Origin of the sequence: Mongoliitalea daihaiensis, from assembly GCF_021596945.1 — a bacterium.
Classification (GTDB): Bacteria; Bacteroidota; Bacteroidia; order Cytophagales; family Cyclobacteriaceae; genus Mongoliitalea; species Mongoliitalea daihaiensis.
Genome location: NZ_CP063779.1, coordinates 408,326 through 433,971 on the forward strand (window position 1 = coordinate 408,326; position 25,646 = coordinate 433,971).

General features: G+C 41.0%; 25 protein-coding genes and 1 pseudogene. 16 read left to right on the plus strand and 10 right to left on the minus strand.

The window, feature by feature from the left end; translation table 11 throughout:
- The first annotated feature begins 22 nt into the window (after window positions 1-22).
- Together IPZ59_RS01485 and IPZ59_RS01490 are read left to right on the plus strand one after the other, a co-directional pair.
- Window positions 23-1,684: a DNA polymerase/3'-5' exonuclease PolX gene (locus IPZ59_RS01485; RefSeq protein ID WP_236139755.1), complete on the plus strand. Its 1,662-nt coding sequence runs from the start codon at window positions 23-25 to the stop codon at window positions 1,682-1,684.
- Window positions 1,681-1,968 (plus strand): hypothetical protein, encoded by a 288-nt coding sequence (locus IPZ59_RS01490; protein ID WP_236138117.1) that lies wholly within the window; start codon window positions 1,681-1,683, stop codon window positions 1,966-1,968. The genes IPZ59_RS01485 and IPZ59_RS01490 overlap by 4 nt, the downstream gene beginning before the upstream one ends.
- A gap of 383 nt (window positions 1,969-2,351) precedes the next feature.
- Here the strand turns inward: IPZ59_RS01490 and IPZ59_RS01495 are convergent, their stop codons facing one another.
- From IPZ59_RS01495 to pruA, 3 genes are all read right to left on the minus strand, one after another.
- Entirely contained in the window at window positions 2,352-3,536 is a 1,185-nt protein-coding gene (locus IPZ59_RS01495) for an ATP-binding protein (protein WP_236138118.1), read from the minus strand.
- Window positions 3,537-3,970: 434 nt separating this feature from the next.
- Window positions 3,971-4,183 (minus strand): hypothetical protein, encoded by a 213-nt coding sequence (locus IPZ59_RS01500; protein WP_236138119.1) that lies wholly within the window; start codon window positions 4,181-4,183, stop codon window positions 3,971-3,973.
- 426 nt (window positions 4,184-4,609) lie between these two features.
- The gene (gene pruA, locus IPZ59_RS01505; RefSeq protein WP_236138120.1) at window positions 4,610-6,244 is read right to left on the minus strand and encodes an L-glutamate gamma-semialdehyde dehydrogenase; all 1,635 of its coding nucleotides are present in this window, start codon (window positions 6,242-6,244) and stop codon (window positions 4,610-4,612) included.
- A 163-nt stretch (window positions 6,245-6,407) separates the two neighbouring features.
- Between pruA and fabG the strand changes: the two genes are divergently transcribed.
- Complete coding sequence (gene fabG / locus IPZ59_RS01510; protein ID WP_236138121.1) at window positions 6,408-7,154, plus strand: 3-oxoacyl-[acyl-carrier-protein] reductase; 747 nt, start codon at window positions 6,408-6,410, stop codon at window positions 7,152-7,154.
- Window positions 7,155-7,660: 506 nt separating this feature from the next.
- Here fabG and IPZ59_RS01515 read toward each other — a convergent pair.
- Window positions 7,661-8,014, minus strand: a pseudogene (locus tag IPZ59_RS01515) (HipA domain-containing protein); the annotation flags it as partial.
- Between the two features lie 1,079 nt (window positions 8,015-9,093).
- Between IPZ59_RS01515 and IPZ59_RS01520 the strand changes: the two are divergent.
- The 8 genes from IPZ59_RS01520 (at window position 9,094) to IPZ59_RS01555 (ending at window position 14,012) form a co-directional block, all read left to right on the plus strand.
- Window positions 9,094-9,942, plus strand: coding sequence for an SPFH domain-containing protein (locus IPZ59_RS01520; RefSeq protein WP_236139756.1), 849 nt, complete (start codon window positions 9,094-9,096; stop codon window positions 9,940-9,942).
- Between the two features lie 4 nt (window positions 9,943-9,946).
- The gene (locus tag IPZ59_RS01525) at window positions 9,947-10,429 is read left to right on the plus strand and encodes a hypothetical protein (protein WP_236138122.1); all 483 of its coding nucleotides are present in this window, start codon (window positions 9,947-9,949) and stop codon (window positions 10,427-10,429) included.
- Window positions 10,426-11,751, plus strand: coding sequence for an alpha/beta hydrolase (locus IPZ59_RS01530; RefSeq protein WP_236138123.1), 1,326 nt, complete (start codon window positions 10,426-10,428; stop codon window positions 11,749-11,751). Before IPZ59_RS01525 ends, IPZ59_RS01530 begins: the two co-directional genes overlap by 4 nt.
- Window positions 11,752-11,755: 4 nt before the next feature.
- Window positions 11,756-12,238 carry a hypothetical protein gene (locus tag IPZ59_RS01535; protein ID WP_236138124.1) on the plus strand — a complete coding sequence of 161 codons (483 nt, stop codon included), beginning with the start codon at window positions 11,756-11,758 and terminating at the stop codon, window positions 12,236-12,238.
- Window positions 12,228-12,413, plus strand: a complete 186-nt coding sequence (locus tag IPZ59_RS01540; RefSeq protein WP_236138125.1) for an Arc family DNA-binding protein — start codon at window positions 12,228-12,230, stop codon at window positions 12,411-12,413. Before IPZ59_RS01535 ends, IPZ59_RS01540 begins: the two co-directional genes overlap by 11 nt.
- Before the next feature lie 265 nt (window positions 12,414-12,678).
- Window positions 12,679-13,149 (plus strand): hypothetical protein, encoded by a 471-nt coding sequence (locus IPZ59_RS01545; RefSeq protein WP_236138126.1) that lies wholly within the window; start codon window positions 12,679-12,681, stop codon window positions 13,147-13,149.
- Window positions 13,150-13,192: 43 nt separating this feature from the next.
- Window positions 13,193-13,501: a hypothetical protein gene (locus tag IPZ59_RS01550; RefSeq protein ID WP_236138127.1), complete on the plus strand. Its 309-nt coding sequence runs from the start codon at window positions 13,193-13,195 to the stop codon at window positions 13,499-13,501.
- A gap of 97 nt (window positions 13,502-13,598) precedes the next feature.
- A complete protein-coding gene (locus IPZ59_RS01555) occupies window positions 13,599-14,012 on the plus strand; it encodes a lipocalin family protein (protein WP_236138128.1) in 414 nt (137 codons plus the stop codon).
- Between the two features lie 239 nt (window positions 14,013-14,251).
- Here IPZ59_RS01555 and IPZ59_RS01560 read toward each other — a convergent pair whose 3' ends face one another.
- From IPZ59_RS01560 to IPZ59_RS01585, 6 genes are all read right to left on the minus strand, one after another.
- Window positions 14,252-14,623, minus strand: coding sequence for a GxxExxY protein (locus tag IPZ59_RS01560; RefSeq protein ID WP_236138129.1), 372 nt, complete (start codon window positions 14,621-14,623; stop codon window positions 14,252-14,254).
- A gap of 656 nt (window positions 14,624-15,279) precedes the next feature.
- Complete coding sequence (locus IPZ59_RS01565; protein ID WP_236138130.1) at window positions 15,280-17,805, minus strand: ABC transporter permease; 2,526 nt, start codon at window positions 17,803-17,805, stop codon at window positions 15,280-15,282.
- Window positions 17,798-18,475 carry an ABC transporter ATP-binding protein gene (locus IPZ59_RS01570; protein ID WP_236138131.1) on the minus strand — a complete coding sequence of 226 codons (678 nt, stop codon included), beginning with the start codon at window positions 18,473-18,475 and terminating at the stop codon, window positions 17,798-17,800. The genes IPZ59_RS01565 and IPZ59_RS01570 overlap by 8 nt, the downstream gene beginning before the upstream one ends.
- Window positions 18,476-18,616: 141 nt before the next feature.
- Window positions 18,617-19,660 carry a hypothetical protein gene (locus IPZ59_RS01575; RefSeq protein WP_236138132.1) on the minus strand — a complete coding sequence of 348 codons (1,044 nt, stop codon included), beginning with the start codon at window positions 19,658-19,660 and terminating at the stop codon, window positions 18,617-18,619.
- Between the two features lie 5 nt (window positions 19,661-19,665).
- Window positions 19,666-20,004 carry a hypothetical protein gene (locus IPZ59_RS01580; protein ID WP_236138133.1) on the minus strand — a complete coding sequence of 113 codons (339 nt, stop codon included), beginning with the start codon at window positions 20,002-20,004 and terminating at the stop codon, window positions 19,666-19,668.
- Window positions 19,991-21,133, minus strand: coding sequence for a DUF4221 family protein (locus IPZ59_RS01585; protein WP_236138134.1), 1,143 nt, complete (start codon window positions 21,131-21,133; stop codon window positions 19,991-19,993). The genes IPZ59_RS01580 and IPZ59_RS01585 overlap by 14 nt, the downstream gene beginning before the upstream one ends.
- Before the next feature lie 326 nt (window positions 21,134-21,459).
- Here IPZ59_RS01585 and IPZ59_RS01590 point away from each other — a divergent pair, with 326 nt between their 5' ends.
- From IPZ59_RS01590 to IPZ59_RS01610, 5 genes are all read left to right on the plus strand, one after another.
- Entirely contained in the window at window positions 21,460-22,122 is a 663-nt protein-coding gene (locus IPZ59_RS01590; RefSeq protein ID WP_236138135.1) for an arylesterase, read from the plus strand.
- A gap of 164 nt (window positions 22,123-22,286) precedes the next feature.
- Entirely contained in the window at window positions 22,287-24,029 is a 1,743-nt protein-coding gene (locus IPZ59_RS01595; RefSeq protein ID WP_236138136.1) for a GMC family oxidoreductase, read from the plus strand.
- A gap of 11 nt (window positions 24,030-24,040) precedes the next feature.
- Window positions 24,041-24,748: a gluconate 2-dehydrogenase subunit 3 family protein gene (locus IPZ59_RS01600; protein ID WP_236138137.1), complete on the plus strand. Its 708-nt coding sequence runs from the start codon at window positions 24,041-24,043 to the stop codon at window positions 24,746-24,748.
- 204 nt (window positions 24,749-24,952) lie between these two features.
- Window positions 24,953-25,195, plus strand: coding sequence for a hypothetical protein (locus IPZ59_RS01605; RefSeq protein ID WP_236138138.1), 243 nt, complete (start codon window positions 24,953-24,955; stop codon window positions 25,193-25,195).
- Entirely contained in the window at window positions 25,195-25,593 is a 399-nt protein-coding gene (locus tag IPZ59_RS01610; RefSeq protein WP_236138139.1) for a type II toxin-antitoxin system VapC family toxin, read from the plus strand. Before IPZ59_RS01605 ends, IPZ59_RS01610 begins: the two co-directional genes overlap by 1 nt.
- Window positions 25,594-25,646 lie beyond the last annotated feature (53 nt).

The window sequence follows — 25,646 nt, forward strand, 5'->3', positions numbered from 1 at the left end:
TCTCAAACTCATCATCAAGCTTATGGAGCTGCATGATGAGAACAGTTTCAAAATCCGAAGCTACCAATCCGCAGTCAATACCATTGATCGAGGGGATGCATCCATCGAAGGAAAATCAGTAGCCGAACTCCAATCCATCCAAGGTATTGGTAAAAGTATTGCAGAAGTAATTGCCTCCTTGCAAGAGAATGGCTCTCACATGGTGCTGGATGACTTACTGCAACGAACGCCTGAAGGTATTTTAGAAATTTTGGAGATCAAGGGCTTGGGACCCAAAAAGGTAAAAATCCTGTGGGATGAATTGAACATCACTTCCACACATGAACTGATGGAAGCCTGCCAATCCGGGCAAGTAGCGAAGGCCAAAGGTTTTGGTGAAAAAACCCAAGAAAGCATCATTCAGGCCTTGGAATTTAAAGCTGCCAATCAGGGAAAATGGCTCTATGCAGATATTGAATTAAGTGCTGAAGCCTTTTTGGAAGAAGTAAAGGAGAAGCTTGGAGTGTCTAAAATTGCCTTTGTGGGGGATTTTGCCAGAAAAATGGAGATCATCGATACCATTGAACTATTGGTGGGTACTGACCATCCAAAGGCCGCTCTTCAAACCTTAGACAGTCTTGAAAACATTGAAAAGGACCAAAAACACTCCAGTCCTTTCAAATGGAGAGGTAAAATCATCGCTCCTGAGGTTTCTTTGATCATTCATTTTTCATCAGAAAACAGATTTATCAGTGAAAAAATGCTCCGCTCGGCATCGAAGGCGCATTTACTTTATCCACTAGAAAACAACCAAACCTTGGCAGAAACCATTCAGGGAAATCCTGAAGTTAATTCCGAGGAGGATATTTATACAAAAGTCAATCTCCCGTTTATTCCTGAAGAATTAAGGGATGGTTTTTTTGAGTTTGATATTGCCGAAGCGGAACAGTTGGATAAACTTCTTACCCTTGCTGATTTGAAAGGTATCCTACATAATCACTCTACGTATTCGGATGGCAAACATAGCCTTCGTCAAATGGCTGAGCATTGCAAGGCTTTGGGATACGAGTATCTAGGGATTTCCGACCACAGCCGCACAGCTTCCTATGCAGGAGGGTTGGACATTGATCGGGTGCAGCAGCAACATCAGGAAATCGATGCACTAAACAAAGAGTTGGCTCCTTTCAAAATCTTCAAAGGAATCGAAAGTGATATTTTGTTGGATGGGAGTTTGGATTACCCAACTGAGGTATTGGCTAGTTTCGACTTTATCGTGTCTTCTATCCATTCATCCTTGAATATGGATCAGAAAAAGGCTACAGCACGTTTGTTAAAAGCCATTGAAAATCCCTACACCACCATCCTAGGACATCCAACTGGAAGGTTATTGTTGAGGAGAGAAGGCTACCCTATCGACCATAAGGTCATCATTGACGCTTGTGCTGCCAATGGTGTAGTCATCGAAATCAACTCCCACCCTTGGCGCTTGGACTTGGATTGGAGATGGATACAGTACGCCTTGGAAAAGGGCGTGATGCTATCCATCAATCCTGATGCGCATGAGATGGACGGGTATTTGGATATGAAATATGGGGTATTGGTAGCACGCAAAGGTGGGCTGACCAAAGAAAAAACCTTCAACACCCTAACGCTACAGGAAATGGAGCGTTATTTACAGTCACGAAAACAACACATCACTCCATGAACTGGAAAGAAAAAGACTCCGGATTATTGTTACAGCGCTCCTTCTTATTTGGTATCACAGGTATTGTTATCTGCTTGATTCCTTTAATCAATAAAAACTTTCTGTTTATGAATTTGCCTATGGGTCCTCTGAATGGAGTAGGCATCTTACTACAATTCTTTGGGCTAAGCATTGCCGTGATGGTCATGCGTCAGCGCAAAGTAGCTGAAGAACTCCAGGAAAAAGCTAAGAAGATGATTTTGGTATTGGCGGTGGCCTTGGTGTTTTTCTTTATGGTGATATAGGAAACGCGGATTGGGGGTTCACGCCAAGGCGCAAAGACGCAGTTTTAAGAGCGCTAAAGAAATCAATTATATCTTCGCGAAATCCGTTAAATCGCCTGTATCTGTGAGAGATTGTAGCCACAAAGGCGCTAAGGCACAAAGAAAAGGGTTCACGCAAAGACGCAAAGACGCGGTTTTAAGGGCGCTAAAGAAGTAATTTTATCTGTGTCAAATCTGTTCAATCCCCTTTATCCGTGAGATACTTTTGCCACAAAGGCGCTAAGGCACTAAAAAAAAATCACGCCAAGGCAAAGTCGCAATTCAAAGAGCGCTAAAGAAATCAATTATATCTGTGTTAAATCTGTTCAATCCGATTTATCTGTGAGAGACTTTACCAAATCTGCTCAGTCTCCTGTATCTGTGAGAGATTGTAGCAAGTCCATCATATGGGATAAGGGAACTACGAATGTATCCGACCCGATTGGATAGGTCTCTTTTCCGCTATATACAAAATATCTTTTGGTAGCCTGAATATCATCACAGCCACTGATAAAGCCTTTGCTAAGCTTAGGAGTCCATGTTTTTTTTATTTCTATAGCCCAGACCTCCATTTTAAACACTATTACAAAGTCAATCTCAGCACCGGCACTTGTACGATAGTACCAGAACTCCGCATTTCGTGGAAGGACAGCAATTAAATTTTCTATCACAAATCCTTCCCAACTAAACCCCACTACTGGATGACTTAGTAAATCTTCCAAATTTGAAATCGTTAGTAAGGCATGCAGGACACCTGAGTCTCTTATGTAAACTTTCGGAGTCTTTACAAGTCGCTTTTTGGAATTACTATACCAAGGTCTGATGGTTCGTATTAAAAGCAAATCTTCCAATAGTTCAACATAATTCTTAACTGTTGGTGAGGTCAAATCCAAACTTGCTCCTAATTGACTCATATTGATTTGGCAACCTTGCTGATGCGCAAGCATAGTCCAAAGTCTGCGAAGCCTATTGGAGGGAATAAAATTCGCAATCTGTGGAATATCCCTCTCCAAATACGTGGTGATGAAATTCTGCCGCCAGCGCAAACTGGCTAAATCAGAGTTTGCCAAATAACTATCAGGAAAACCTCCCCTCAACCATAAGTTATTTACAACACTGTCACCATAAATTTCTTTGAGATTGAATACAGACAATTCCTCGTATGCTATCCTGCCAGCTAAGGATTCCGAACTTTGTCGTATTAAATCTAAGGATGCAGAACCTAAAATTAAAAATTGTCCTACTTTTATTCCTTTTCTTCTTCTCTTGTCGATAACACCCCTAAGAATTTTGAAAATTTCAGGTGTACGTTGAATCTCATCAAGAATAATTAACTTATCCTCATTCAATGAAAAATACTCCTCCGCCTCTTCTAATTTTTTCAAATCAGAAGGACTTTCAAGATCAAGATAAATGGATTTGGAATCAACCTCTTCTGCAATTTTCAGGGCAAGGGTCGTTTTACCAACTTGCCTTGGACCAATAATTACCACGGCAGGAAACTCTCCCAGCACTTCTTTGATTGCAAATGCCTTTAAACGCCCTATCATCCTTGCAAATTTAAAGTATGATTTTAATTTTGCAAGGTATTTGAGTCTTTATCTGATTTTTTGATGAGAGTCTATTGCCACAAAGGCACAAAGAAAAGGGTGTCAAGCAAATCTGCCTGAAGGAAGACAGGGGCGCAAAGACGCAGTTTTAAGAGCGCTAAAGAAATCAATTATATCTTCGCGAAATCCGTTAAATCGCCTGTATCTGTGAGATCCTTTTGCCACAAAGGCGCTAAGGCACAAAGAAAAGGTGTCACGCAAAGAAGCAAAGGCGCAATTCAAAGAGCGCTAAAGAAATCAACTGTATCGGCGTGAAATCTGCCAAATCTCCTGTATCTGCGAGAGACTTTTGCTACAAAGGCGCTAAGGCACAAGGGAAAGGTGTCACGCGAAGGCGCAAAGACGCAGTTTTTTATGGTGCAGATGAGATAATTCTAGTTGCTTAAATCATAGGAAATCAAGACATACTCATCTTCGGACTCTTGCTCAAATTGATTGAGGTATAGTAATTCATTATCGACAAATACACTTTCCAATGAACCTCCTCCTGAAACTGAAAATTGGAATACCTTCAAAAGCTTCCAATCTTCATCATACACCAATAGCTGATAATCTTTAGGGATTTTGGAAATTTCTCTTAAATCCAACCATCATGCTCAATAGAACAACTAAGCTAATAAAAACACCTAAAGCCTAAACTAAAATTCACATAAATAAAAAAACCTAAAGTCCCACTACCATACAGCATACAAAAAAAGACCTTCGAGATTCCAAAAATCTCAAAGGTCTATTCATCTTCAAACTTCTATTTCCAAAATCCCTACTTTGTACTTCGTACTTGGTTCCTGGTACAAGTCTATAAATTAGATCTTTGTCTCCTACTGAAATTACTAGACACTTTTTTTAAGAATAATTCTCTTGTCTACAAGCCTCCAATATATCGACGAACCTGTCTACCACAAGTAAAGGCATATTTCAACTTTATTTCGCGCTAGCATATTTCATTTGTCTTGACTCTTGCTTCTTGAGTCTAAACTCTCATTTCTCGCTTCTCGCTTCTCGTCTCTCGCTTCTCAATCCTCACCCAAAAACGGATATCTATAATCCACTGGAGGCACAAAGGTTTCCTTAATTGTTCTCGGAGATACCCATCTTAAGAGATTGATCATAGAACCGGCTTTGTCATTGGTACCGGAAGCTCTTGCACCACCAAATGGCTGCTGTCCTACGACTGCGCCGGTTGGCTTATCGTTGATGTAGAAGTTTCCGGCAGCATTTTTCAATTTCTTCGTAGCCAACTCCAACGCATATCGATCTTGCGCAAATACAGCACCTGTCAGAGCGTATGGGGAAGTTTGATCTACCAATTCCAAAGCCTCTTCAAAATGCTCCGAATGGTACACGTAGATCGTCAATACTGGACCGAAGATTTCTTCCTGCATGGTCACATACATCGGATCTTTGGTTACGATGACCGTTGGTGCAATAAAGTACCCTTTGCTCTTATCATAGGTTCCACCTGCAATGATTTCCACTTCAGGAGCTGCTTTAGCATTATCGATGTATTTGGCGATTTTGTCAAACGATTTTTCATCAATTACCGCATTGATAAAGTTGGTAAAATCTTCCGTACCACCCATTTTCATGCTTGCCAAATCTTCCAATAAATATGTTTTCACATCCTCCCAAATATTGGATGGAATGTAGGCTCTGGAAGCTGCCGAACATTTTTGCCCCTGGAATTCAAAAGCGCCTCTGGACAAGGCGACAGCAACTGCCTTTGCATGAGATGATTTGTGCGCAATGACGAAGTCTTTTCCACCTGTCTCACCAACAATTCTAGGATAGGACTTGTATTTGTAAATATTGGTACCGATGGTTTTCCACACGTGCTGGAATACCCCCGTGGAACCTGTAAAGTGAATACCGGCAAAATCTGGATGATTAAAAATCACATCACCGGCAGTTGGTCCATCTACATACACCAAGTTGATAACTCCATCCGGCACACCAGCTTCTTTGAAAATTTGCATCAAGACATGAGCGGAGTAAATCTGCGTATAAGCAGGCTTCCATACAATGGTATTCCCCATCATGGCTGCTGAAGTCGGTAAATTTCCCGCAATAGCAGTAAAGTTGAATGGAGTCAAGGCAAATACGAAGCCTTCCAATGGTCTTTGTTCTAAGCGGTTCCATACGCCATTACCAGATACTGGAGGCTGCTGTGCATAGATTTCCGTCATATACTTGACATTGAATCGCAAAAAATCGATGAATTCACACGCAGAGTCAATTTCTGCCTGATAGGCATTTTTGGATTGACCGAGCATAGTTGCTGCATTCAATTTGGCACGGTAAGGTCCGGCAAGCAAATCGGCAGCTTTCAAGAAAATCGCTGCACGCTGCTCCCATTCCATATTTTCCCAGGCATATTTCGCTCCCAAAGCAGCATTGATAGCCTGCTCTACATGGGAAGCATCACCTTCGTGAAACTGACCCAAAATATGCTGATGGTCATGAGGAGGAGACATGGTTCGGGTTTTGCCGGTCCTTACTTCTTCCGAACCGATGTACATGGGCACATCGATTTGTTGGGAACGCAAGGTTTGAAGCATCGCTTGTAATTCTTTTCTCTCAGGAGAACCCGGTGCATAATTTTTGACCGGCTCATTGTGCGGAGTAGGCACATTGAAAAATCCTTTCAGCATATCTATTTGAGTTTATTTTGTTTCTGATTAGCAAATATAAGAAGCCTCCACGTAAAAGCCTGCCAAAAAGGACGGCAATTGCCCAAGGGGAACAAATTCACAGGATTTGGGGCATGGCAGGCAAATATGTATATTTGGCGATTGTTTTAAAAAAAATATTCTCATGGGATTACTATCAGGAAAAACCGCTCTGATCACCGGAGCTTCTAAAGGAATCGGAAGAGCCATTGCCATCCGCTATGCACAGGAAGGTGCCAATGTAGCATTTACATACCTCTCCAGCGTAGAAAAAGGCCAAGCCTTGGAAAATGAACTGGCAGCATTTGGTATACAGGCCAAAGGCTATCGCTCAGATGCTTCCGACTTCAAAGCGGCAGAAGAATTGGTCAACTCGGTAGTTGCTGACTTTGGTTCATTGGATATATTGGTCAATAATGCTGGGATTACCCGTGACAATTTATTGATGCGCATGAGCGAAGAAGCATGGGATGAAGTAATTGGAGTAAATTTAAAATCCTGTTTCAATACCGTAAAAGCGGCTACCAGAACCATGATGAAAGCCAAAGCAGGTTCCATAATCAACATCACTTCAGTGGTAGGTATCAAAGGAAATGCAGGTCAAGCCAACTATGCCGCTTCCAAATCAGGAATCATCGGTTTCACGAAATCAGTGGCTTTGGAATTAGGATCCAGAAATATCCGCTGCAATGCTGTAGCTCCAGGATTTATCGAAACAGAAATGACTGCTGTTTTGGATGAAAAAACCGTTCAAGGCTGGAGAGATGGCATTCCAATGAAGCGAGGCGGCCAACCGGAAGAAGTTGCTAATGCTTGTGTATTCTTAGGTTCAGACTTGAGTTCATATATCTCAGGGCAAGTACTTCAAGTGGATGGAGCGATGCTCACTTAAGAGGCGAGCTTGCCTACCGTATGGTAGGAGATTAGAAACAAGAGACAAGAATCAAGAGACTAGAATCAAGAAACAAGAGACAAGAATCAAGACGGATATATGCTTACGCAAAATAAATAGAAATATGCCTAGCGGCGAAAGATTAGGGGCGTGTGGAATTCCAACTATTCTTCTTAAATGGAGTAACCCTTTGGAAAAACCCCTTAAATGTAAGAAAAAGACCTTTGAGACTTCTAATTTTTCAAAGGTCTTTTCCTATACTATATGGCGCTATTTAGGAATATTATTTTATAAGGTCTTCTATTTTCACTAAGCTTTTGTCCCTCATACCAAGTGAAGTTTTTTACTTGTTTGACAAAAATCCCTTATAACAACTATAGCTCATACCTTAGTCAATTGTTTTAAGCGACCTTGAAACGACTGGAAATAATTTCTTTTAGTAGTGTCATTAAGAAAGGAAGCAGCCACCATTTTTTCAACTAAATCTGATTTTGAAATCATCAATGCTATGATATATTTTGGAAAGTCTTTTCATTGATTTCAGCTAATTTCGCTAGTTTGGCAAATTGCATAGCAATAGTGCCATGGGCTAGATTTCTTGGCAAAAGACCATCATCTAATGCAAAGTCTCGATCTTCTATATGAATACGGCTATTGAGCAAGTCATAGGCTGGGCTTAGTCGATAATCTCTGAAAGATGTTTCTAGTATAGAAAAATTTTTAAAGTGAGCATCTCCATTTGAAAAGAGAAAATTAAAGATTAGCATTTTCAAAAGTTTGGGAGCTTCTAACTTGTATGTGGTTAAATAGCTACGCATTAATTCAAATATTTCTAAATAATTTCCGAGATACTTATAATGTTCCCCATGGGTTTGTGGAGTTCTTTTTGCTAAGTAAGCAAAGTCATCTTGAGCTAATTTTTAAAATTTCAATAAAAAGAGCGGTAAAAAGCACTATGTTGCGTATAGCTTGAATTCTATCAAAAATTACGGCAAAAGATGCGCCATAAAGCACTATTAACCAACATTTAATCATTGGATAAATGGAGCTCACTTTGTAACTTTCGAAACATACTATATCAAGATAAAAATTGCCGCATGCTCCGGTAATGTAACATGGTTTTATCTTCAGCCCTAAACGAAAAATATTGTGAAAACCTATATCGATAGTTATATCTATCTCTTTGTTATATCGATTATTTTTTTGGCACTAATAGCTCTAATTATAATAATCTTGTATAATGGTTGGAAAATATTAAAAAAACTATTTTCTCGTTCATGAAATTAGGCAATTTTAGCTTAAAATAAATCAACTTGATTTTAATTTTATGGAAAAAAGGATGATATATATTTACTTCTGCTAGTTCAGCACAAGTATGCCCTATAAATTGATATAAGCCTTCTACCTTTGGTAGACAAGAGCGGCGAAATATTATTAGGCGCGTTTGAGATAACCAATTATTCTTTAAAAGATGATTGGGGCTTTCCTAAAAGCAAATTACATAAAGACAGAAGACCTTTGAGATTTCAGGTATCTCGAAGGTCTTTTTTAACATTGTGCTATTCCTGTGTATTGATAAAAAGACTATTGGAGTTTACAAATCAGTTTTTTGGCCTATTTAGCCTTTAAACTCGAAAGCGGAATCTTACAATCAGCCATAAGCTTTTTTAAGTTTAAATCGAATAATGATAGGCGGGGAATCTTCGGATAAAGCCATCAAATAATCTGCAAATTGACGATGGCGAGACGTATAATAGTTAATTATTTCCTTCCGGATATCTGTTCTCAAAAACCAAAATAATTGTTTTACTTTTTTCATCTATTAAAAATGTTGATTGGATATGATTTATATCGAAAGAAAAAAAATTTGTTTGCACACCCAACCTTTTTTTCCAAAAACAAGTATATTGCTATGATATCATTTCAATATCATACCAATATGGAAAAGCTAACCAAACCACTCTCTGGCTATTTGATGATTTTTATCGTAATAGCCCTCTTACCCACCATCGGAATCTCCTTCGCAAACAAGCAGATTTTGCTGGGGATCATATGTACCTTGGGATTTATTCTGATTCTCCCAGGATTCTTCACCTTGCAGCCCAATAAGGCTATGGTTCTGATTTTGTTCGGAGCCTACAAAGGGACTGTCAAAGACAATGGATTCTTTTGGGTGAATCCGTTCATGACCAAGACTAAGATTTCTCTCCGTGTGAGAAACTTTGAAAACAAACCTCTAAAAGTCAACGACAAAATCGGAAACCCTGTGATGGTCGGGACCATCGTTGTCTGGCAAGTACAAGATACCTTCAAGGCTACCTTTGAGGTAGAAGACTATGAAAACTTTGTCCACCTTCAAACAGACGCTGCCGTACGAAAGATGGCTGGAAAGTATCCTTATGACGACTTCGAAGCTGAAAATGCGGAGGTAACCTTACGTTCCGGTGTAGAAGATGTCAATCACTCCTTAGAAGCGGAAATTGCCGAACGTCTGCATCATGCTGGCATCAAGGTTATTGAAGCGAGAATTTCACACTTGGCATATGCACAAGAAATTGCTTCTGCTATGTTGCAAAGACAGCAGGCTACGGCCATCGTAGCTGCCCGAAGAAAAATCGTCGACGGCGCCGTAGGAATGGTAGAAATGGCATTGGAAGATCTGAAATTAAAAGGCATTGTAGACTTCGAAGAGGAGAAAAAAGCAGCCATGGTCAGTAACTTGATGGTGGTCCTGTGTTCCGATAGAGCTGCTAGTCCTGTACTGAATGTCGGTACTTTGAATCAATGACGCTATGGTAGTCAATGAACGGCTGGATTTAAGAGGGACAATCATCATGTGGGCAATCATCCTTTTGGAGATTCCCACATTGCTCCTACTGATTGTTTTGTATGCCGTTGGTCAATTGGGGGATGATGGATGGCAAGTAATCCTTATAGTCTTTGGAATAATGCTTTCGGCATTTACCCTACTCATGAATATTCGGCTAATCCTAAGGGTAGATTCCTATGGATTAGCTTTCCAAAGCCCTCCCTTTGTCAATGGATGGAAAAAATTTAAACCAGAAGAAATTTTATCCATAGAAGTAAAGAAATCAGATGGATTAATGGATTATGGTGGACCAGGTGTGCGTTTCTCTCGTACCATAAGGGCCTATCTCTTTTACACAGACTACATCGTCATCATGCAGACAGCTCAAAAAAAGTATGTATTCAGTACACAAAAGCCAGAAGAGATACAGCACGTAATCGATGAATGGAAAAATAACAAGTTATGAAAAAACTAAGTAACTATACATTCGCATTGCTCACCTGCTTATTTGTAGGATGGAGCGGTGTTGGGCAAGCACAAACAGAACTAAAAGCACTCGCGAGAGAAATGCTGTTAGAATTGCAAAAAGGCGAAGCTGAACTATATGCCCGCTATGCTTCCGATGAACTCCTCAAAGCCGTTCCTGCCGATCAAGTTGCGGGAATCTGGAATCAACTGGAATCCCAACTGGGAAAAGCAGCTCCTGAACTTGTGGATCCTATAGAAAACAAATTGGGGGAAAATATCCAAATCATTCAACCCATCAAATTTGGAGTCATGAGTTTGGCTTTCATCAGCGTATTTAGTAAGGAAAATAAGTTAACTGGCATTGCCTTTCAACCTTTCCAAGCACAAACTTCTCCTAGTGACTCGGAGAAAAAAGCCCCTTATGATTATCCTGAAAAGTATGAGGAAGAGGACATTTCTTTTGCGTCCGGTACCTTCACCATTTCCGGCACCTTGACAACGCCCAAGCAGGCGAACACCAACACGCTTGTGGTATTCGTAAGTGGCAGCGGACCCAATGATAGGCATTCCACTGTGGGCCCAAATAAACCTCATCAGGATATGGCAAGAGGTTTAGCAGGTTTGGGGATCTCAACTTTACGCTTTGATAAACGCACCTTTTCTGCTGCCCGGCAAATCCAAGAAGAAGGCTTGGATATCACGATAGATGTAGAAGTGGTAGATGATGCGGTAGCTGCGATTGAGTTTGCTCAAAAAACAGGTAAATACACTAAAATAATCGTGCTAGGCCACAGCTTAGGTGGCATGTTCGCTCCAAGAATTGCCAGCAAAAGCCAAGTTTCAGGCATCATCATCATGGCTGGCAATTCCAGACCCTTGGAAGTGTTAATCGTAGAGCAATTTGAGAAATTATTAGATGGCAATCCATCCAAGGACCGTGTACTGGATGAATTAAAGGGAAAAGTTGCTAACCTAGATAGACTTGCCTCCGGGGATAAACTTGCTGACGATGAATTGCCCCTAGGGCAGCCCGCTGCTTATTGGAAGTCCTTGCGTGCATACGATCAGGTAGCAACAGCGCAATCATTAAGTGTTCCAATCTTACTCCTACAAGCAGAAGAAGATTATCAGGTTACTATGGATGACTTTCATGGATGGAAACAAGCCTTACCGCAGGCAACCACTATCTCCTATCCCAATTTGGACCATTTGATGCGCCCATCCAATGGAAAAATCGGCATGGAGGCCTATGCTGATCAGGTCTTTGTTTCGGAGCAGGTAATTCAGGATATCGCAAATTGGATTATAAAAATCAAGTAAGCATATGGCTAGATACACATTCAACGAAACACAGCGGTTTACTCAGCTTTGGATTTGGGGGTTATTGATTTTAGTATCTGCTATCAGTATATATGGCATAGCCTCTCAACCAATGGAGGGCTGGGAGTTGGTTCCTTTGGTTGTAATTTTAGGCACTGTGCTTGGTTTATTTGCAAGTATGCAATTAAAAACCCGAATCGATGAAAGTGGCCTAACATTTAGCTTTTTTCCCTTCATAGGAGATAGAAAATACAATTTAGAAGATATCCAAAAGCTAGAACTTATTGAGTATAGTTCGATCTTCAAATTTGGAGGCTGGGGTATCCGATACAACTTTTTCATGTGGGCCTACAATGTCAGAGGAAAGCATGGACTAGTGGTCCACTTGAAGGATAAGAAATTTCTACTCGGCACCCAAAAGCCAGAGGGAATAAAGAAAGTTATTGAGCAGTTTAGAGAATTAAAAGGAGGGGATTATGCCAGCTAAGAAACCATTTGCCCTACGATTGGACGAGAAGATGATGCAGGCTGTAGAAAAGTGGGCGGCAGATGAATTTCGCAGTACCAATGGTCAAATTGAATGGCTCATTCATGAGGCGCTTAAAAAAGCGGGGAGGTTAAAGGAGACGAAGGAAGGGGGAAGGATGAAAGATGAAGGATAATGGGATGAAAAAAATGAAATATGCTTACGCGATATAAATTGATATATGCCTGCTTCGACAAGCGCAGCACAAGTATCGGCCCTATTTTTGGGGCAGGTGAAAAGGAAGATTATTCTCAAAAGATATCAAGTATTTTCAGTATAAGACACCAATGTTGCGGCCATAGCGTGAACCTGCTAAGAAGGTTGCAAACACGATTCGAAAATCTCCAATTTTCTTCCTAACTTCCAGTGATTTAACTTGGCCCTGCTACTTTATGAAACATATGAAATTGATTTTAACGCTTCTTGGTTTTGTTTTTTTAGTTGCATGTGCTGAAAAAGAACCAGCATTCAATCCTCAATTAGTTGGAACTTGGGAAATTGTCCATTTTAATGAAACCCTGAACACCAATTCCATAACTGCTTACACTTTTAACGGGGATGGCACCTATTCATGGGCATGGGCTTTCCGAAATCCAGGAGAGCGCACCAACTTTGGATATCAACTCATTTGGAATGGCACATTCCGAACCACTCAAGATCAGATTAGTTTCAGAGTAGAAGAAATGCTTGATGCACCTATAGGTATTCCAAGCTCCTTTTTAGTTCCAAGAGAGGAGATGGTTCAAAGAAATTATACGCCTGGTGCCATCACCAATCGTCGATTTATGCTGTCTGCTGATAGAAGTACCTTGACAATCCTTGCAGATGATGAAATGGCTAGTGATGAGGTCTACACGAGAGCTAAACGTTAATTTATAGTAAGATCTTTGTTCAATTCTAATCTTCAATCAACCGATGAAAAAAATATGGTTAATCCTACTATTGGCTGCTATTGCATGCACCAGTAATGGTATAGAGGTCAAGGTAGAAGAGATGAAAAATGATCTCGTACGTATTTCGGTTACGAACAATTCTGAGATCGATTATGCAACAATGACATTTATCATTGATTATTTAGACAAAGACAAAAGACTGCTCTTGTCAGACACCATTCCTTACCATAAACAGGATGGAAATTTTCTACCAGCCAAGAGCAATACATTCATCGTACAAAAGCCACCGCAAGGAACTCAATCTGTACAAGTAAAAATAATCAATCCATAATTACTAGTTGGGAAAAGAAGAGTTATCAGGAATTTTATTTATTGAATTGAGACACTAGATGATTTGTCTCCGTCTCTATTAAAAACCCCCAACAGCTATGAAAAAATGGATACTGTCACTCGCTTTTTTAATGATCTTGAGTGGATGCATGGAAAATGGGATTGAAATCCCAGACCTCGGGGCATTCCCTATAGGTGTGTGGGAAGTTCAAAGCCAGCAAGAGGATGGTAAAACATTAAGTTCAAGATCATCGCTACCGGAAAACACTTTCGGATATATTTTTCAACCAAACGGTCGTATGGTCAATAGGAGCATCAATGGATTCTGTGGAACTCCTCCCGTCATCACAGCAGATTTTCCTGGAACATGGACTAGAAGTGGGGATACTATCCGAGTAAACATGCGTTTCTGGGGCGGCACCATCCAAGAAGAATGGAAAATCATTCAATCCACCAACTCCACTGTCCAACTAGAAATCCTACGGTCCACCTATACCTACGACTTCGATTAGGTTGGTCCACAAAAAAGTTGTCCACTAATTTCACTAATTGCACGAAGGTTTTATTACCCTAAATGCTTTTCAGCAATTTGCTTCACTGATAGAAATCTTAACTTTAAATAACTAAATCTATCCCTAAATTAAATCTACCCTCTAAACCCATTATCTTCCTCCTTTTTTTCGTGTAATCCGTGCCATTCGTGGACAACCAAAAATGCGTATTATTTACCCGAGATTGGGAAGACTTCTGCCTACAAAACTATTCTCTTGAATTCTAGCTTCTCGGAACCGAAGTTAATTAGAATGCCTAACTTCATACCACTAGCTTTGAGGTAATTCAAAAGTTGGGCTATATGCTCAGAATTTAATTCTGATAAAGCTTTTATTTCTACAATAATCTCATCAAAGCAAAGAAAATCAGCATAATAGTGTGTTGGTAACAAAATGCCTTTGTAAAAAATCGGTAGCTTATGCTCTGAGATAAACGGTATCCCCGCATTTTCCAGCTCAATTTTGAAAGCCTCATGATAAACTTTTTCAGAAAATCCACAACCTAAAATATGGTGAACCTCCATTGCGGCACCGACTATGCGGTAAGATTCGGATTTATAAATTAGACTCATAGCTGACCTCCATTTTGAAACGAATTAAAAAAATAACCAAAAAACCTCCTAATCCTACCCCCAACTTAAACGACTAATTTACATCCCTTAAAAAAACAATCCACTAATTACACGAATGACACTAAGTTTTATTACCCTAAATGCTTTTCAGCAATTTGATTCATCGAGAGAAATCCTCTAAACCCATAATCTTCCTCCTATATTTTTTCGTGTAATTCGTGCCATTCGTGGACAACCCAAAAAACAGTCCACTAATTTCACTAATTGCACGAAGGTTTTATTACCCTAAATGCTATTCAGCAATTTGCTTCACTGATAGAAATCTTAACTTCAAATAACTAAATCTATCCCTAAATTAAATTTACCCTCTAAACCCATTATCTTCCTCCTTTTTTTCGTGTAATCCGTGCCATTCGTGGACAACCTAAAAAATAGTCCACTAATTACACAAATGACACTAAGTTTTATTACCCTAAATGCTTTTCAGCAATTTGCTTCACTGATAAAAATCTTCTAACACCCAAGAAATCTTAACTTCAAATAACTAAATCTATCCATAAATTAAATCTACCCTCTAAACCCATAATCTTCCTCCTTTTTTTCGTGTAATCCGTGTCATTCGTGGACATCCCAAAAATCCCCTTAGTGGAACTCACTTATCCATTGCCTCGGAGGATTTCCATCGGTGGTTTTTGGATGATTTTGGAGCCGTTGAGCCAGCCTAGGAGGACCACCAAGAAGGTAATCACCGCATACAACACAAAAGCCTCCGTGAACGCCGCACGGAATGGCAACTGAAACACATACTTACTCAATAAAAAGGTCGCTAAGAAAGACAATAAAATCCCACTCAACGAAGCCAAAGAACCCAAGAAGAAATACTCCAAGGTATTGATAGCCGACACTGTACCGCTACTCGCCCCCAAGGTTCGTAACAGAATACTCTCCCGCATCCGCTGATACTTACTGATAATCAAAGAACTGATCAGTACCAAAATACCCGTCAGAATAGAGAAAAAAGCCATAAACTGAATCACAAAACTAATTTTACCCAAAATCTCCTCCAAGGTCTCCACAATCGCTCCCAGATTGACCACCGATATATTTGGAAATGCACGCACAATCTCCGCCTGCACATCCGCCGACTGCCGATCATTTTTGGTCTTGGTAATCAACACGTGGAATTTGGGTGCATTCTCTAATACCTTCTCAGGGAACAACACCAAAAAATTGGTGGATACCTGATTGAACTTTACCTCCCGGAAACTCCCTACATAAGTTTGTAATGGCCGCCCTTGTACATTAAAAACCAAGCGATCACCCAATTTGATACCCGTTCGCATGGCATAACTCTCATCCAATGACACAAATACCGTATCCCCAGGATTTTCAAAGGGACGCAATTGTCCCTTGGTCAAGCGCTCGGAATTGATCAAGGTGTCCCGATAAGTCACCCGAAACTCCCGGTTATACAAACTTCTAGCACGTCGATCCTCATCTGGCAAGGTATCGTTCCCTTTTTTGGTCAAGCCATTGATGGACTCCAAACCCATCGTGACAATTGGAACCCGCTGCAAAATGGGTAAATCTCGGGCTACTAACCTCCCTGCTACCTCCTCGACCTGATGATTCTGAATATCAAAAAGCAACATATTGGGCTGATCTTCCTTGTCTGCAAAGCGTGCCTCATCCAGCAGTTGATTTTGAACAAAAAATAAGGTACTGATCATGGCTGTGCCCAAGCCAATCGTCGCAATCAACGAAACCGTTTGATTGTTGGGTCTATACAAATTCGCTAAGGATTGACGGACGGTGTAGCGGAGGCTAATCGGTAGAAAGCGACGAATGGCCCACATCATACCCAAAGCTACCGCAAATAAGGCCAAGAAAGCGACCACCACAAATCCCGTAAATCCTAAGGCTGCCTTCCAATCCTTCAACAAGAGAAAACTAAATCCAAAGACAAATGCGAAAATCCCCAGAATCACCAACCAACGCAGCGGGTCTTTCCCAAAACCTGTTTCTGAGGCTTCCGGACGCAGCGTGGCCATGGGCGAAACCCTCCTGATTTTGAGCAGCGGCAATAGGGCAAAGAGCACCGACACCAACATACCCGTAACCAAGCCAAAACCTATAGAAGTCCACGAAATACTCATACTCACATCCACGGGTAGAAAATCGGCAAAGACGGTAGGCAGCAAGACCTGTAAACCCGAACCAATCAAAGCTCCCATCACAGATCCAAATAAGCCCATCAGCATGATCTGCACCAAGTAAATCCACATGGCAGTGGCGGAACTCACACCCAAACAACGTAAAACAGCTACGGAAGCTAATTTTTCCTTAACAAAAACATTCACCGCACTGGCTACACCCACACTACCCAAAAGCAGGGCAATAAAGGCTACCAAACTCAAGAAATTGGAAAGATTCTGAAAGGAGCGACCCGTTTGTCTTCGGCGGTCTTCTACCGTATCTGCATCAACCCTATCCTCTTCCCATACCTCTTCATACATTTGGGTCAAAGCCTCTACATCATACCCTTCCTCAAACAAATAATAACGCTGATAGCGCAGACGGCTTCCATATTGAATCAAGCCCGTGGCTTCACCATACTCCATGGGTATATATACCGCTGGTGCAACGGTCGCCGTGATGCCTGTTTGGCCGGGTACTTTTTGCAATTCACCCTCGATGACAAAGGTCAACTCCCCTACTTTGATGGAATCTCCAACAGTAGCATTGAACTGGGCCATCAGCAACTTTTCTACCAAAGCTTTGCGTCCACCTTGACGGAAGGTGCGCTCTGCTTCCACCGGCATAGTTTCTAGAGTCCCATAAAAAGGGAAATCTCCTTCCAACAAGCGTACTTGAGTCAAGCGACTTTCACCTGTAGCAGGAAAAGCAACCATGCTTGCAAAGTTGATTTCATTGGACTGAGCCAATGCCAGTGAGTCTGTGGGCTGCTTACCCAAAGGTTTGTTATTGTTAAGCACCAAATCCGCCCCAACCAATTCCTTGGATTGATTTTCTATGTCCTTCTTCAGGTTTTCGCCAAAGGAATGAATGCCGACCAACGCAGCAATGCCTACGATCATGGACGCTACAAATAATAAGAGCCTCGAGAAATTCTTCCGAAAATCCCGTAGAGCCATGGTCAGTACCCAACGGAAATCAAACATATCGGTCCTCCTGGATTTTGCCCCCTTTGATGGAAATGATGCGGTCGGTTTTTTGGGCAAGCTCCACATCGTGCGTCACCAAAACCAGCGTGGTTCCCTTTTCCCGGTTCAGATCAAAAATCAATTGCTCAATCAGTTCTCCCGTTTCTGTATCCAAATTACCAGTAGGTTCGTCTGCAAATAAAATCGCCGGCTCATTGGCAAAGGCACGTGCGATGGAAACCCGCTGCTGCTCTCCTCCGGATAATTGGGTAGGGTAATGCGTAGCACGATCAGCCAGTCCCACTTGTTTGAGCAGTTCCATGGCTTTTACACGGGCATCCTTCCTCTTTTTCAATTCCAAAGGAACCATCACATTTTCCAAAGCGGTGAGAGTTGGCAGCAATTGGAAATTTTGAAAAATAAAGCCAACGGATTCACTCCTCACAGAAGCGCGCTCGTCCTCAGAAAGCAGATCAAGTCGTTTGCCATTCAGCTCAATGGTCCCTGTACTCGATGAATCCAAACCGGCACAAAGTCCCAAAAGCGTTGTCTTCCCGCTACCGGATGGGCCTACAATGGCAATACTTTCGCCTGCCTGAATCTCTATATTCACTTGGTCCAATACAGTCAGCTTTTTACTGCCTGTTTGGTAGGTTTTGGAAACCTCTTGGATGCGTATGATACTCATAAAAGTTTATGGAGCTTAGAATGGAATAACGTCAATGTCATTGCAAAAGGTTTACCCTTTGCCAATCAAATATACAGGAAAGTTCCTTGGCAATTGACATGCTCTAAGCCTAATTCCTCCAATGGTGGGAACACAATCGACCTATTGTTGCCTGTCATACCCCCCAGAAAGAATCTTTCGGATAGGCACGATGCTAAGTTGATCCACGCTATCTTTTTCACTGCTGAAAAAAATATGCTTGTCATGAGAAAAATTTAAGGGTATTTGGTTTGTGGGAATAATTTTTGGCTGGGCATCATCATGAAGAGAACACATAAGCAAGTGACGACTGGTAAAGGTCCTTTCTGTTCCTTGATTGACAATCAACAAGAGTGCACCATCGGACATAACAAAATCAACCACTCTTGTCCTTTGGGTAGTATCATTCGCGGAATTGAAGAACTCTACTTGTGAAACATAGCTTCTTGTCTTCATTACATGATAAGGAAAGTCAGATGGTGTTTTATATTTTTCTTTGACAGCCGTCCCTTTTTTCTGATCGACTCTTAGCAATTCGGCAGAAAAAGGATTTAAGATGAGCACATCCTGGTTTTCATCAAGTGCTAGTTTGAGCAAATCTGCAACTTTGTCTTCCAAATCAAGTTGATAAATGAAGGTGCTTTGCAATGATTTTAAATTGAGCTTATACAATTTCGATTCTTGCCGGGTCTTAATCGAATAGGTAAGGTAAAATACTTCATGCTTACTTAAAGGCACAAAATCAATCATTCTTTCATTGGAAGCGACTTTGAAGGGAATTTTTTGAGAAATAGAAGAATTTTTAGCATCTAGTATAATCAACGAATCCGGGGTGTATTTCATGATGGCTACATGTGAGTTATCCAATGCTGCTACTTTTTTTAGCACCCTCCCCCCATGGAGTTCCAATCCTTGCATGGTTTGTACTTGTTGCAACAGTTGAATAGTAGTATCAAGCGCTTGTTGATTGAAAATGTCAAGGTTTGAAGAATAATCCCGAAGCACAAAAAAATTATCTTGCACATAAGCGATGGCTGGATCATAAACAGTTCGCAGTTTTTGAACGGATACGCTATCCAGCATTTCCCTTTCAGGGGATTTAGGTGAAGTACAACTCAGTACAAACAAGAAAATGATGCACAATTGCGTGGGCATGTAATGTCTCATAAATGCTATTTATTGGTTTTAAAATAGACGGGTTGTTTTTCGAGATAATGTTCAAAATACCGGGTACTATCCCACAAATAATTGGCCTTGTTGTCTTGTCCAAAAATGTCCGCCTTTTTTTTGGAAGTGGAAAGAATAATCACCACAAATGAAGAATCAGTAGCATAGTCGGCTAACTTATCGCCATATAGCTGAAAGCATGATTTACAACGATCAAGGTCTACAACCATAAATTGTTCGGGGGTAGCGGGAGTTTTATCCAAATCTTTGATACTAGAGGATTTTTTGTGGTTACAACCAATAGCTACAAAAATTAAAATGAACCAATATCTACTTAAACCCATATACATCATAGGTTATATTATCCTCGCGTAAACCAGCAAAAGATGGATTAATTTTTGGCAAATAAATTCCATCAGGACCCAAGAAAGCTACTCGGGGATCATAAGTGCCTGCTTTGAATTGGGTACTACCCAGAAATTCTCCCTCTAAGGTGTATGTCAAGTATTCAAAGTTCTTGGATAAGTAAGCATTGGGTTGTTGGCCTGGTTTTTCAGGTAATGAGGTAGGTAAATACCGCAATCTATGGATCACTTCCCTCTTTTTATCCAACAGGATCTTACCATAGGAGTAACTCTCCATTTCCAATTGTAGTAATTTCTTATTAGGTAAGTCGGCCGTTATTGGTTCAGGTTTAGTGGGATTACCTCCATGCATGGCGATTGCTTTGGATGATAACAGCCTACCATCTTGTCCCTTGATATGATATACTGTATCTGAAATATTCCAGGAATAATACCACTCTTCCTTACCTAACTTAATGCGCGTAAAAAATTGATTGATCCACCTATGTGATTGTAAATAATAAGGTCTATTAATATAATCATAAGTTTTAAAATCACCTGTAGCAATATCCAAACTGTGTTCATGCAGATAATCTTTATCATCAATTCCCTCATTGGTAAGCGGTAAGGTGGAAAAATGTAATTCCGATCCCATTAATATGTTTGGTGCAGAAGAAGAACCATAGTGATTGATCAGTCCGGCCCTGTCACTCACAAATTCCTTATGTCGAATTCTGTCTACTACTTTTCCGGAAATATCCATGATGAGACTGTTTTTTAAGAGCATTTGTGAAAAAATAAAGATGGAATCAGGAGAATGAAAATGAAAAACATAAAGTCTGTCCAAACCATTGATGCCCTCCTTTTCTATGGGAAGTCTGTAAATCATTTCCTCGTGGGATAAGCTATAAAAATCAAGAGAGTGATTGGGTTGATTCAAAACAATGAGCGTATCACCCCGCTGTTGAAAAACAAAAAACTCATACGTGGACCTATCATCCAGGGGTAAACTGACAGATTTTTTTAATGAAAGTAATTGGTTAGTAGTGTCCGTAATATCCGTTTCTCCTGTACAAGAACAAGCAAATAAAACAGCACCAAACAATATTTTTTTGATCAATGAAATCATAGGAGTAATCGGTCAACACTTCGTTATTTCAAGAAAAACTACCATTTGAACTAAAGTTATTGAAAAAAAAAAAAAACAACTCAAGGACTCGTAATTCTTAACGATACGTCCCTTTTTTACGATTTCTCAACTTTTAAGGTAGAAAAATGGTTTTTATCAAAAGTGCCTTTCAAGTGCATAAATCCAATAAAACCAAACCCTTCAGCAGAAAAATTGGTCTATTTGAGCATGGTTGTTACCTTTATCCGAATACTATTTGACACGAAGGTTGACCAATTGCGTTTAGATGGACGATAAAAAATCTAATTTAACGAATACATCCACTCATGAGAAATTTGAATTACTTCTTCCTTTTGGCATTGTTGTCAACTGCCTGTGGGCAGCAACCAAGTGAACCCATCGCAGAACCGATAAGCGAGCAGGTCGAAATTTCTTCTAAAAAGAAGACCATCCTTTTCTTCGGCAACAGCCTGACAGCCGGATACGGCTTGGATGAGGATGAAACTTTCCCCTATCTGATTGGAGGAAAGCTCGAGCAAGATGGCCTGGAATACAAAGTAGTCAATGCAGGTTTGAGTGGTGACACGAGTGCCAGTGGTCTCAGTCGCTTGGATTGGTTTTTGGAAGAGGAACCCGCTGTCTTTGTTTTGGAACTAGGTGCCAATGATGGTTTACGAGGGATTGACTTAGCCGAAACCAAAAGCAATTTAAAATCCATTCTGACAAAAGTACGCTCCAAGTATCCTGAAACTGTCTTAATCTTAGCCGGCATGCAGATCCCGCCAAACATGGGGCCTGAATACACGGCGCGATTTGCTGAAATTTATCCAGAGGTGGCGCAAGAAGAACAAGTCTACCTGATTCCCTTCCTTTTGGAAGGAGTCGCTGGAGACCCTGATTTAAATCTTCCCGACGGCATTCACCCCACCGCAGAAGGTCAAAAAATTGTAGCAACCACCGTGTGGACCCATTTGAAAGGACTGCTGTAAGCTTCCTTTTTTTCGAAACTTCCTGTTTTTATAAAAGACTCTTTAGCTTCCCCTAAGAATCCACAAAAAAGTCTACACTTCTGCCAAATAATTCGAGTCAATTGCTTTTGATTTAAATATTTTTTTACACAACTTACGACAGAATTATAAAAATTTTATAAAACATGAGTTTTGAAATCAAATCATCCGGTGAAGCGTATGATGTAATCATCGTGGGCTCCGGTGCTGGAGGGGGCATGGCCTCCAAGATTCTCTCGGAAGCAGGCTTGTCTGTTGCCGTGCTGGAAGCTGGTCAGGATTTTGACCCTGCCAAAGAAGAAGATCGAACTCAGCTAAGGCCACCTTGGGAATCTCCCCGAAGAGGCAGTGGCACGCGAGTCAGGCCTTTTGGAGATTTTGACCAAGCCATTGGAGGTTGGGATATCGAGGGGGAGCCGTACACGAGAGCCCCTGGCACGCAATTCGACTGGTTCCGCTCACGCATGGTCGGTGGCCGTACCAATCACTGGGGTAGGATTTCTCTCCGATTTGGACCAAACGATTTCAAACGCAAAAGTATCGATGGCTTAGGAGATGATTGGCCCATCGGCTACGATGATCTGAAGCCCTACTACGATAAAGTTGATAAATTGATTGGCGTTTTTGGTTCCAAAGAAGGGATCTACAATGAACCCGATGGATATTTCCTTCCACCCTTAAAGCCGAGACTACACGAGCTTTATGCAATGAAAGGAGCAAATAAATCCAATGTACCCATGATTCCTTCTCGCTTGTCGATGTTGACAAGACCTATCAACAATGAGCGTGGGGTTTGTTTTTTCTGTAATCAGTGCAACCGTGCCTGTCAAGCCTATGCAGATTTTTCTTCCGGTTCGGTGCTTTTAAAACCAGCCATGCAAAAAGGAAAAGTGGATTTATACACTTTTGCCATGGTACGTGCAGTTACCACAGATGACAATGGCAAAGCTACCGGCGTATCCTACATCAACAAAGTGGATATGCAGGAATACAAGTTGCGTGCTCGAGCCGTGGTACTCGGTGCATCCGCCTGCGAGACTGCCAGAATCATGATGAATTCCAAGTCCAAATCCCATCCGAATGGCGTGGGAAATAGCAGCGGAATGGTCGGCAGGTATGTTCATGACTCCACAGGCGCCGATAGAATGGGCATTTTACCCGACCTTGTGGATAGAGAGCGCTACAATGAGGACGGCGTCGGAGGAATGCACGTCTATACTCCATGGTGGTTGGACAACAAAAAATTAGACTTCGCTCGAGGATACCATATTGAATACTGGGGAGGGATGGCCATGCCTTCGTACGGAACCGGTTTCGCCATGGACACCATGCGTAAGTACCTCAAAGATGAATTTGGAAACCCAAGCCCCAATGGAGGCTATGGAGAAGGATTGAAAAAAGATATCCGTCGCCTGTATGGCACCACCCTAGGAATGTCCGGAAGAGGAGAAAGTATTCCTCAATACAGCAACTATTGCGAAATCGACAATAAGGTAGTCGATAAATTCGGAATTCCTGTTCTTAAATTCCACTACAAATGGACCGACCAAGAGATCAAGCAGGCCAAACACATGCAGGATACCTTTGAAGAAATCCTCACCGAAGCAGGAGCCATCTTGATGGGAACAAAACCTGGTGCAGACACCCTCTACGGTCTTGCCACTCCTGGGCGCATCATTCACGAAGTAGGCACCACCCGCATGGGTAAGGACCCCAATACTTCCGTATTGAACAGCAACTGTCAAGCGCACGACTGTGATAACCTCTTCGTAGTGGATGCCGGGCCATTTGTCTCACAGGCTGACAAAAATCCAACATGGACCATCATGGCATTAGCTTGGAGAACATGTGATTACATCGTAGAAGAATTTAAAAAGAAAAACATCTAATTGTAGGAGCCATGAACAGAAGAGAAAACCTAAAACTCCTATTTGCAGGATCCTTGGCTTCAGGCCTATTACTTACGCATTGTAGCCCAAAAGATAAAGTCGAAGATTACAGCCCACGCATAGCAGGAGGAACTCCAGGTGCCCGAACAGCTGAGGAAATTGCCTATGACCAACGCTTACTTTCAGAAGTGTTTTTCACAGATGAAGAGCGGAAGAAGCTGCATGTGCTGGTTGACATCATCATGCCTGCCGGAGAAAATGGCGTCAGTGCTACCGATGTAGAAGTCCCCGATTTCATCGAGTTTATGATGAAAGACTACCCTCCTTTCCAAACGCCCATGCGAGGGGGATTGATGTGGCTGGACAATTACAGCGATGATACCTATGGAAAGAAATTTCTAGCGCTTTCCGAATCCCAGCGCATGGAAGTCATTGAGCTAATTGCTTGGCCTGATAAAGCCCCCGCTGAATTAGCTGGTGCTGTAAATTTCTTTAACATCTTGCGAAACCTCACCTGTACAGGATATTTCACGACCGAAAAGGGATTTCAGTACATGGGTTATAAGGGAAATATCCCCAACGTATGGGATGGCGTACCAGATGAAGTGTTGAAGCGGCATGGATTTGAATACCCAGAAAAATACAAAGACCTCTATCTCAAACCAGAAGAGCGTGGCACGGTCGCCCAATGGGATGAGGAAGGGAACTTAATAGGATAAATTGTGAAAGCGGGTACTTCAATACCCGCTTTTTTATGAATTTTTTGAAGTCTAATGCTAATTGCAATCTTTAAGCATTCTAATAGTTCCAACTTCATAAACTTTTCGAAAAAAATTTAGGCCAACAATCTTTCATCGTAAAAGACTCAACCCCAAACAATACTGAATCGTTAAAAATTTGTATATTTAAAAAAAGGAAATACGATGGAAACTGATGAAATAGATATCACTGATAACTTTATAGGGATGATCAAAAATTTGAGCAAGAAGGTTAAGCTCGATCTTATTGATCAAATTTCAGCCTCTATTTCAGAGAACCCTGAAAATCTCGGAAATGACACATGGAAAAAGCTTTATGGCGCATTTGAATCAGATAAAAGCGCTGAGGAAATAATTGATGAATTAAGATCAAGTAGATACACTTCAAGAAAAGTTGAAGACCTCTAATGAAATACTTATTAGACACAAATATTTGTATCTACTTCCTCAAAGGAAGGTTCAACTTGGTAGAAAAGTTCGGACAAATTGGATTTGAAAATTTATATATTTCTGAAATAACACTTGCTGAGTTAAAGTTTGGTGCTGAAAAAAGTGAATTCCCTACAAAAAACCGAGAAATAATTAATGAATTCACAAATCTTATAAAGCTCATTCCGATTTTTAAGGCCATTGATATTTTTGCAAAAGAAAAAGCCAGATTAAGAAAAACAGGAAGAGTTGTCGATGATTTTGACTTACTCATTGGCTCAAGCGCCATTGTAAATAATATGGTATTAGTGACCAATAACGAAAAGCATTTTATTGATTTAGTAGGGATAACATTTGAAAACTGGACTAAGGTATAAAAAAACAGGGCCTTTACTATTGAAAGCCCTGTCGAAGACAAACAACTATTTCC

Coding starts and splice junctions, on each gene's coding strand:
- IPZ59_RS01490 (WP_236138117.1), top strand. CDS start 1,681: ATGAACTGGAAAGAAAAAGACTCCGGATTATTGTTACAGCGCTCCTTC.
- IPZ59_RS01485 (WP_236139755.1), top strand. CDS start 23: ATGGAGCTGCATGATGAGAACAGTTTCAAAATCCGAAGCTACCAATCC.
- IPZ59_RS01585 (WP_236138134.1), bottom strand. CDS start 21,133: ATGATTTCATTGATCAAAAAAATATTGTTTGGTGCTGTTTTATTTGCT.
- IPZ59_RS01525 (WP_236138122.1), top strand. CDS start 9,947: ATGGTAGTCAATGAACGGCTGGATTTAAGAGGGACAATCATCATGTGG.
- IPZ59_RS01535 (WP_236138124.1), top strand. CDS start 11,756: ATGGCTAGATACACATTCAACGAAACACAGCGGTTTACTCAGCTTTGG.
- IPZ59_RS01550 (WP_236138127.1), top strand. CDS start 13,193: ATGAAAAAAATATGGTTAATCCTACTATTGGCTGCTATTGCATGCACC.
- IPZ59_RS01570 (WP_236138131.1), bottom strand. CDS start 18,475: ATGAGTATCATACGCATCCAAGAGGTTTCCAAAACCTACCAAACAGGC.
- IPZ59_RS01575 (WP_236138132.1), bottom strand. CDS start 19,660: ATGAGACATTACATGCCCACGCAATTGTGCATCATTTTCTTGTTTGTA.
- IPZ59_RS01540 (WP_236138125.1), top strand. CDS start 12,228: ATGCCAGCTAAGAAACCATTTGCCCTACGATTGGACGAGAAGATGATG.
- IPZ59_RS01590 (WP_236138135.1), top strand. CDS start 21,460: ATGAGAAATTTGAATTACTTCTTCCTTTTGGCATTGTTGTCAACTGCC.
- IPZ59_RS01555 (WP_236138128.1), top strand. CDS start 13,599: ATGAAAAAATGGATACTGTCACTCGCTTTTTTAATGATCTTGAGTGGA.
- IPZ59_RS01495 (WP_236138118.1), bottom strand. CDS start 3,536: ATGATAGGGCGTTTAAAGGCATTTGCAATCAAAGAAGTGCTGGGAGAG.
- pruA (WP_236138120.1), bottom strand. CDS start 6,244: ATGCTGAAAGGATTTTTCAATGTGCCTACTCCGCACAATGAGCCGGTC.
- IPZ59_RS01600 (WP_236138137.1), top strand. CDS start 24,041: ATGAACAGAAGAGAAAACCTAAAACTCCTATTTGCAGGATCCTTGGCT.
- fabG (WP_236138121.1), top strand. CDS start 6,408: ATGGGATTACTATCAGGAAAAACCGCTCTGATCACCGGAGCTTCTAAA.
- IPZ59_RS01545 (WP_236138126.1), top strand. CDS start 12,679: ATGAAATTGATTTTAACGCTTCTTGGTTTTGTTTTTTTAGTTGCATGT.
- IPZ59_RS01530 (WP_236138123.1), top strand. CDS start 10,426: ATGAAAAAACTAAGTAACTATACATTCGCATTGCTCACCTGCTTATTT.
- IPZ59_RS01595 (WP_236138136.1), top strand. CDS start 22,287: ATGAGTTTTGAAATCAAATCATCCGGTGAAGCGTATGATGTAATCATC.
- IPZ59_RS01565 (WP_236138130.1), bottom strand. CDS start 17,805: ATGTTTGATTTCCGTTGGGTACTGACCATGGCTCTACGGGATTTTCGG.
- IPZ59_RS01580 (WP_236138133.1), bottom strand. CDS start 20,004: ATGGGTTTAAGTAGATATTGGTTCATTTTAATTTTTGTAGCTATTGGT.
- IPZ59_RS01560 (WP_236138129.1), bottom strand. CDS start 14,623: ATGAGTCTAATTTATAAATCCGAATCTTACCGCATAGTCGGTGCCGCA.
- IPZ59_RS01605 (WP_236138138.1), top strand. CDS start 24,953: ATGGAAACTGATGAAATAGATATCACTGATAACTTTATAGGGATGATC.
- IPZ59_RS01610 (WP_236138139.1), top strand. CDS start 25,195: ATGAAATACTTATTAGACACAAATATTTGTATCTACTTCCTCAAAGGA.
- IPZ59_RS01520 (WP_236139756.1), top strand. CDS start 9,094: ATGGAAAAGCTAACCAAACCACTCTCTGGCTATTTGATGATTTTTATC.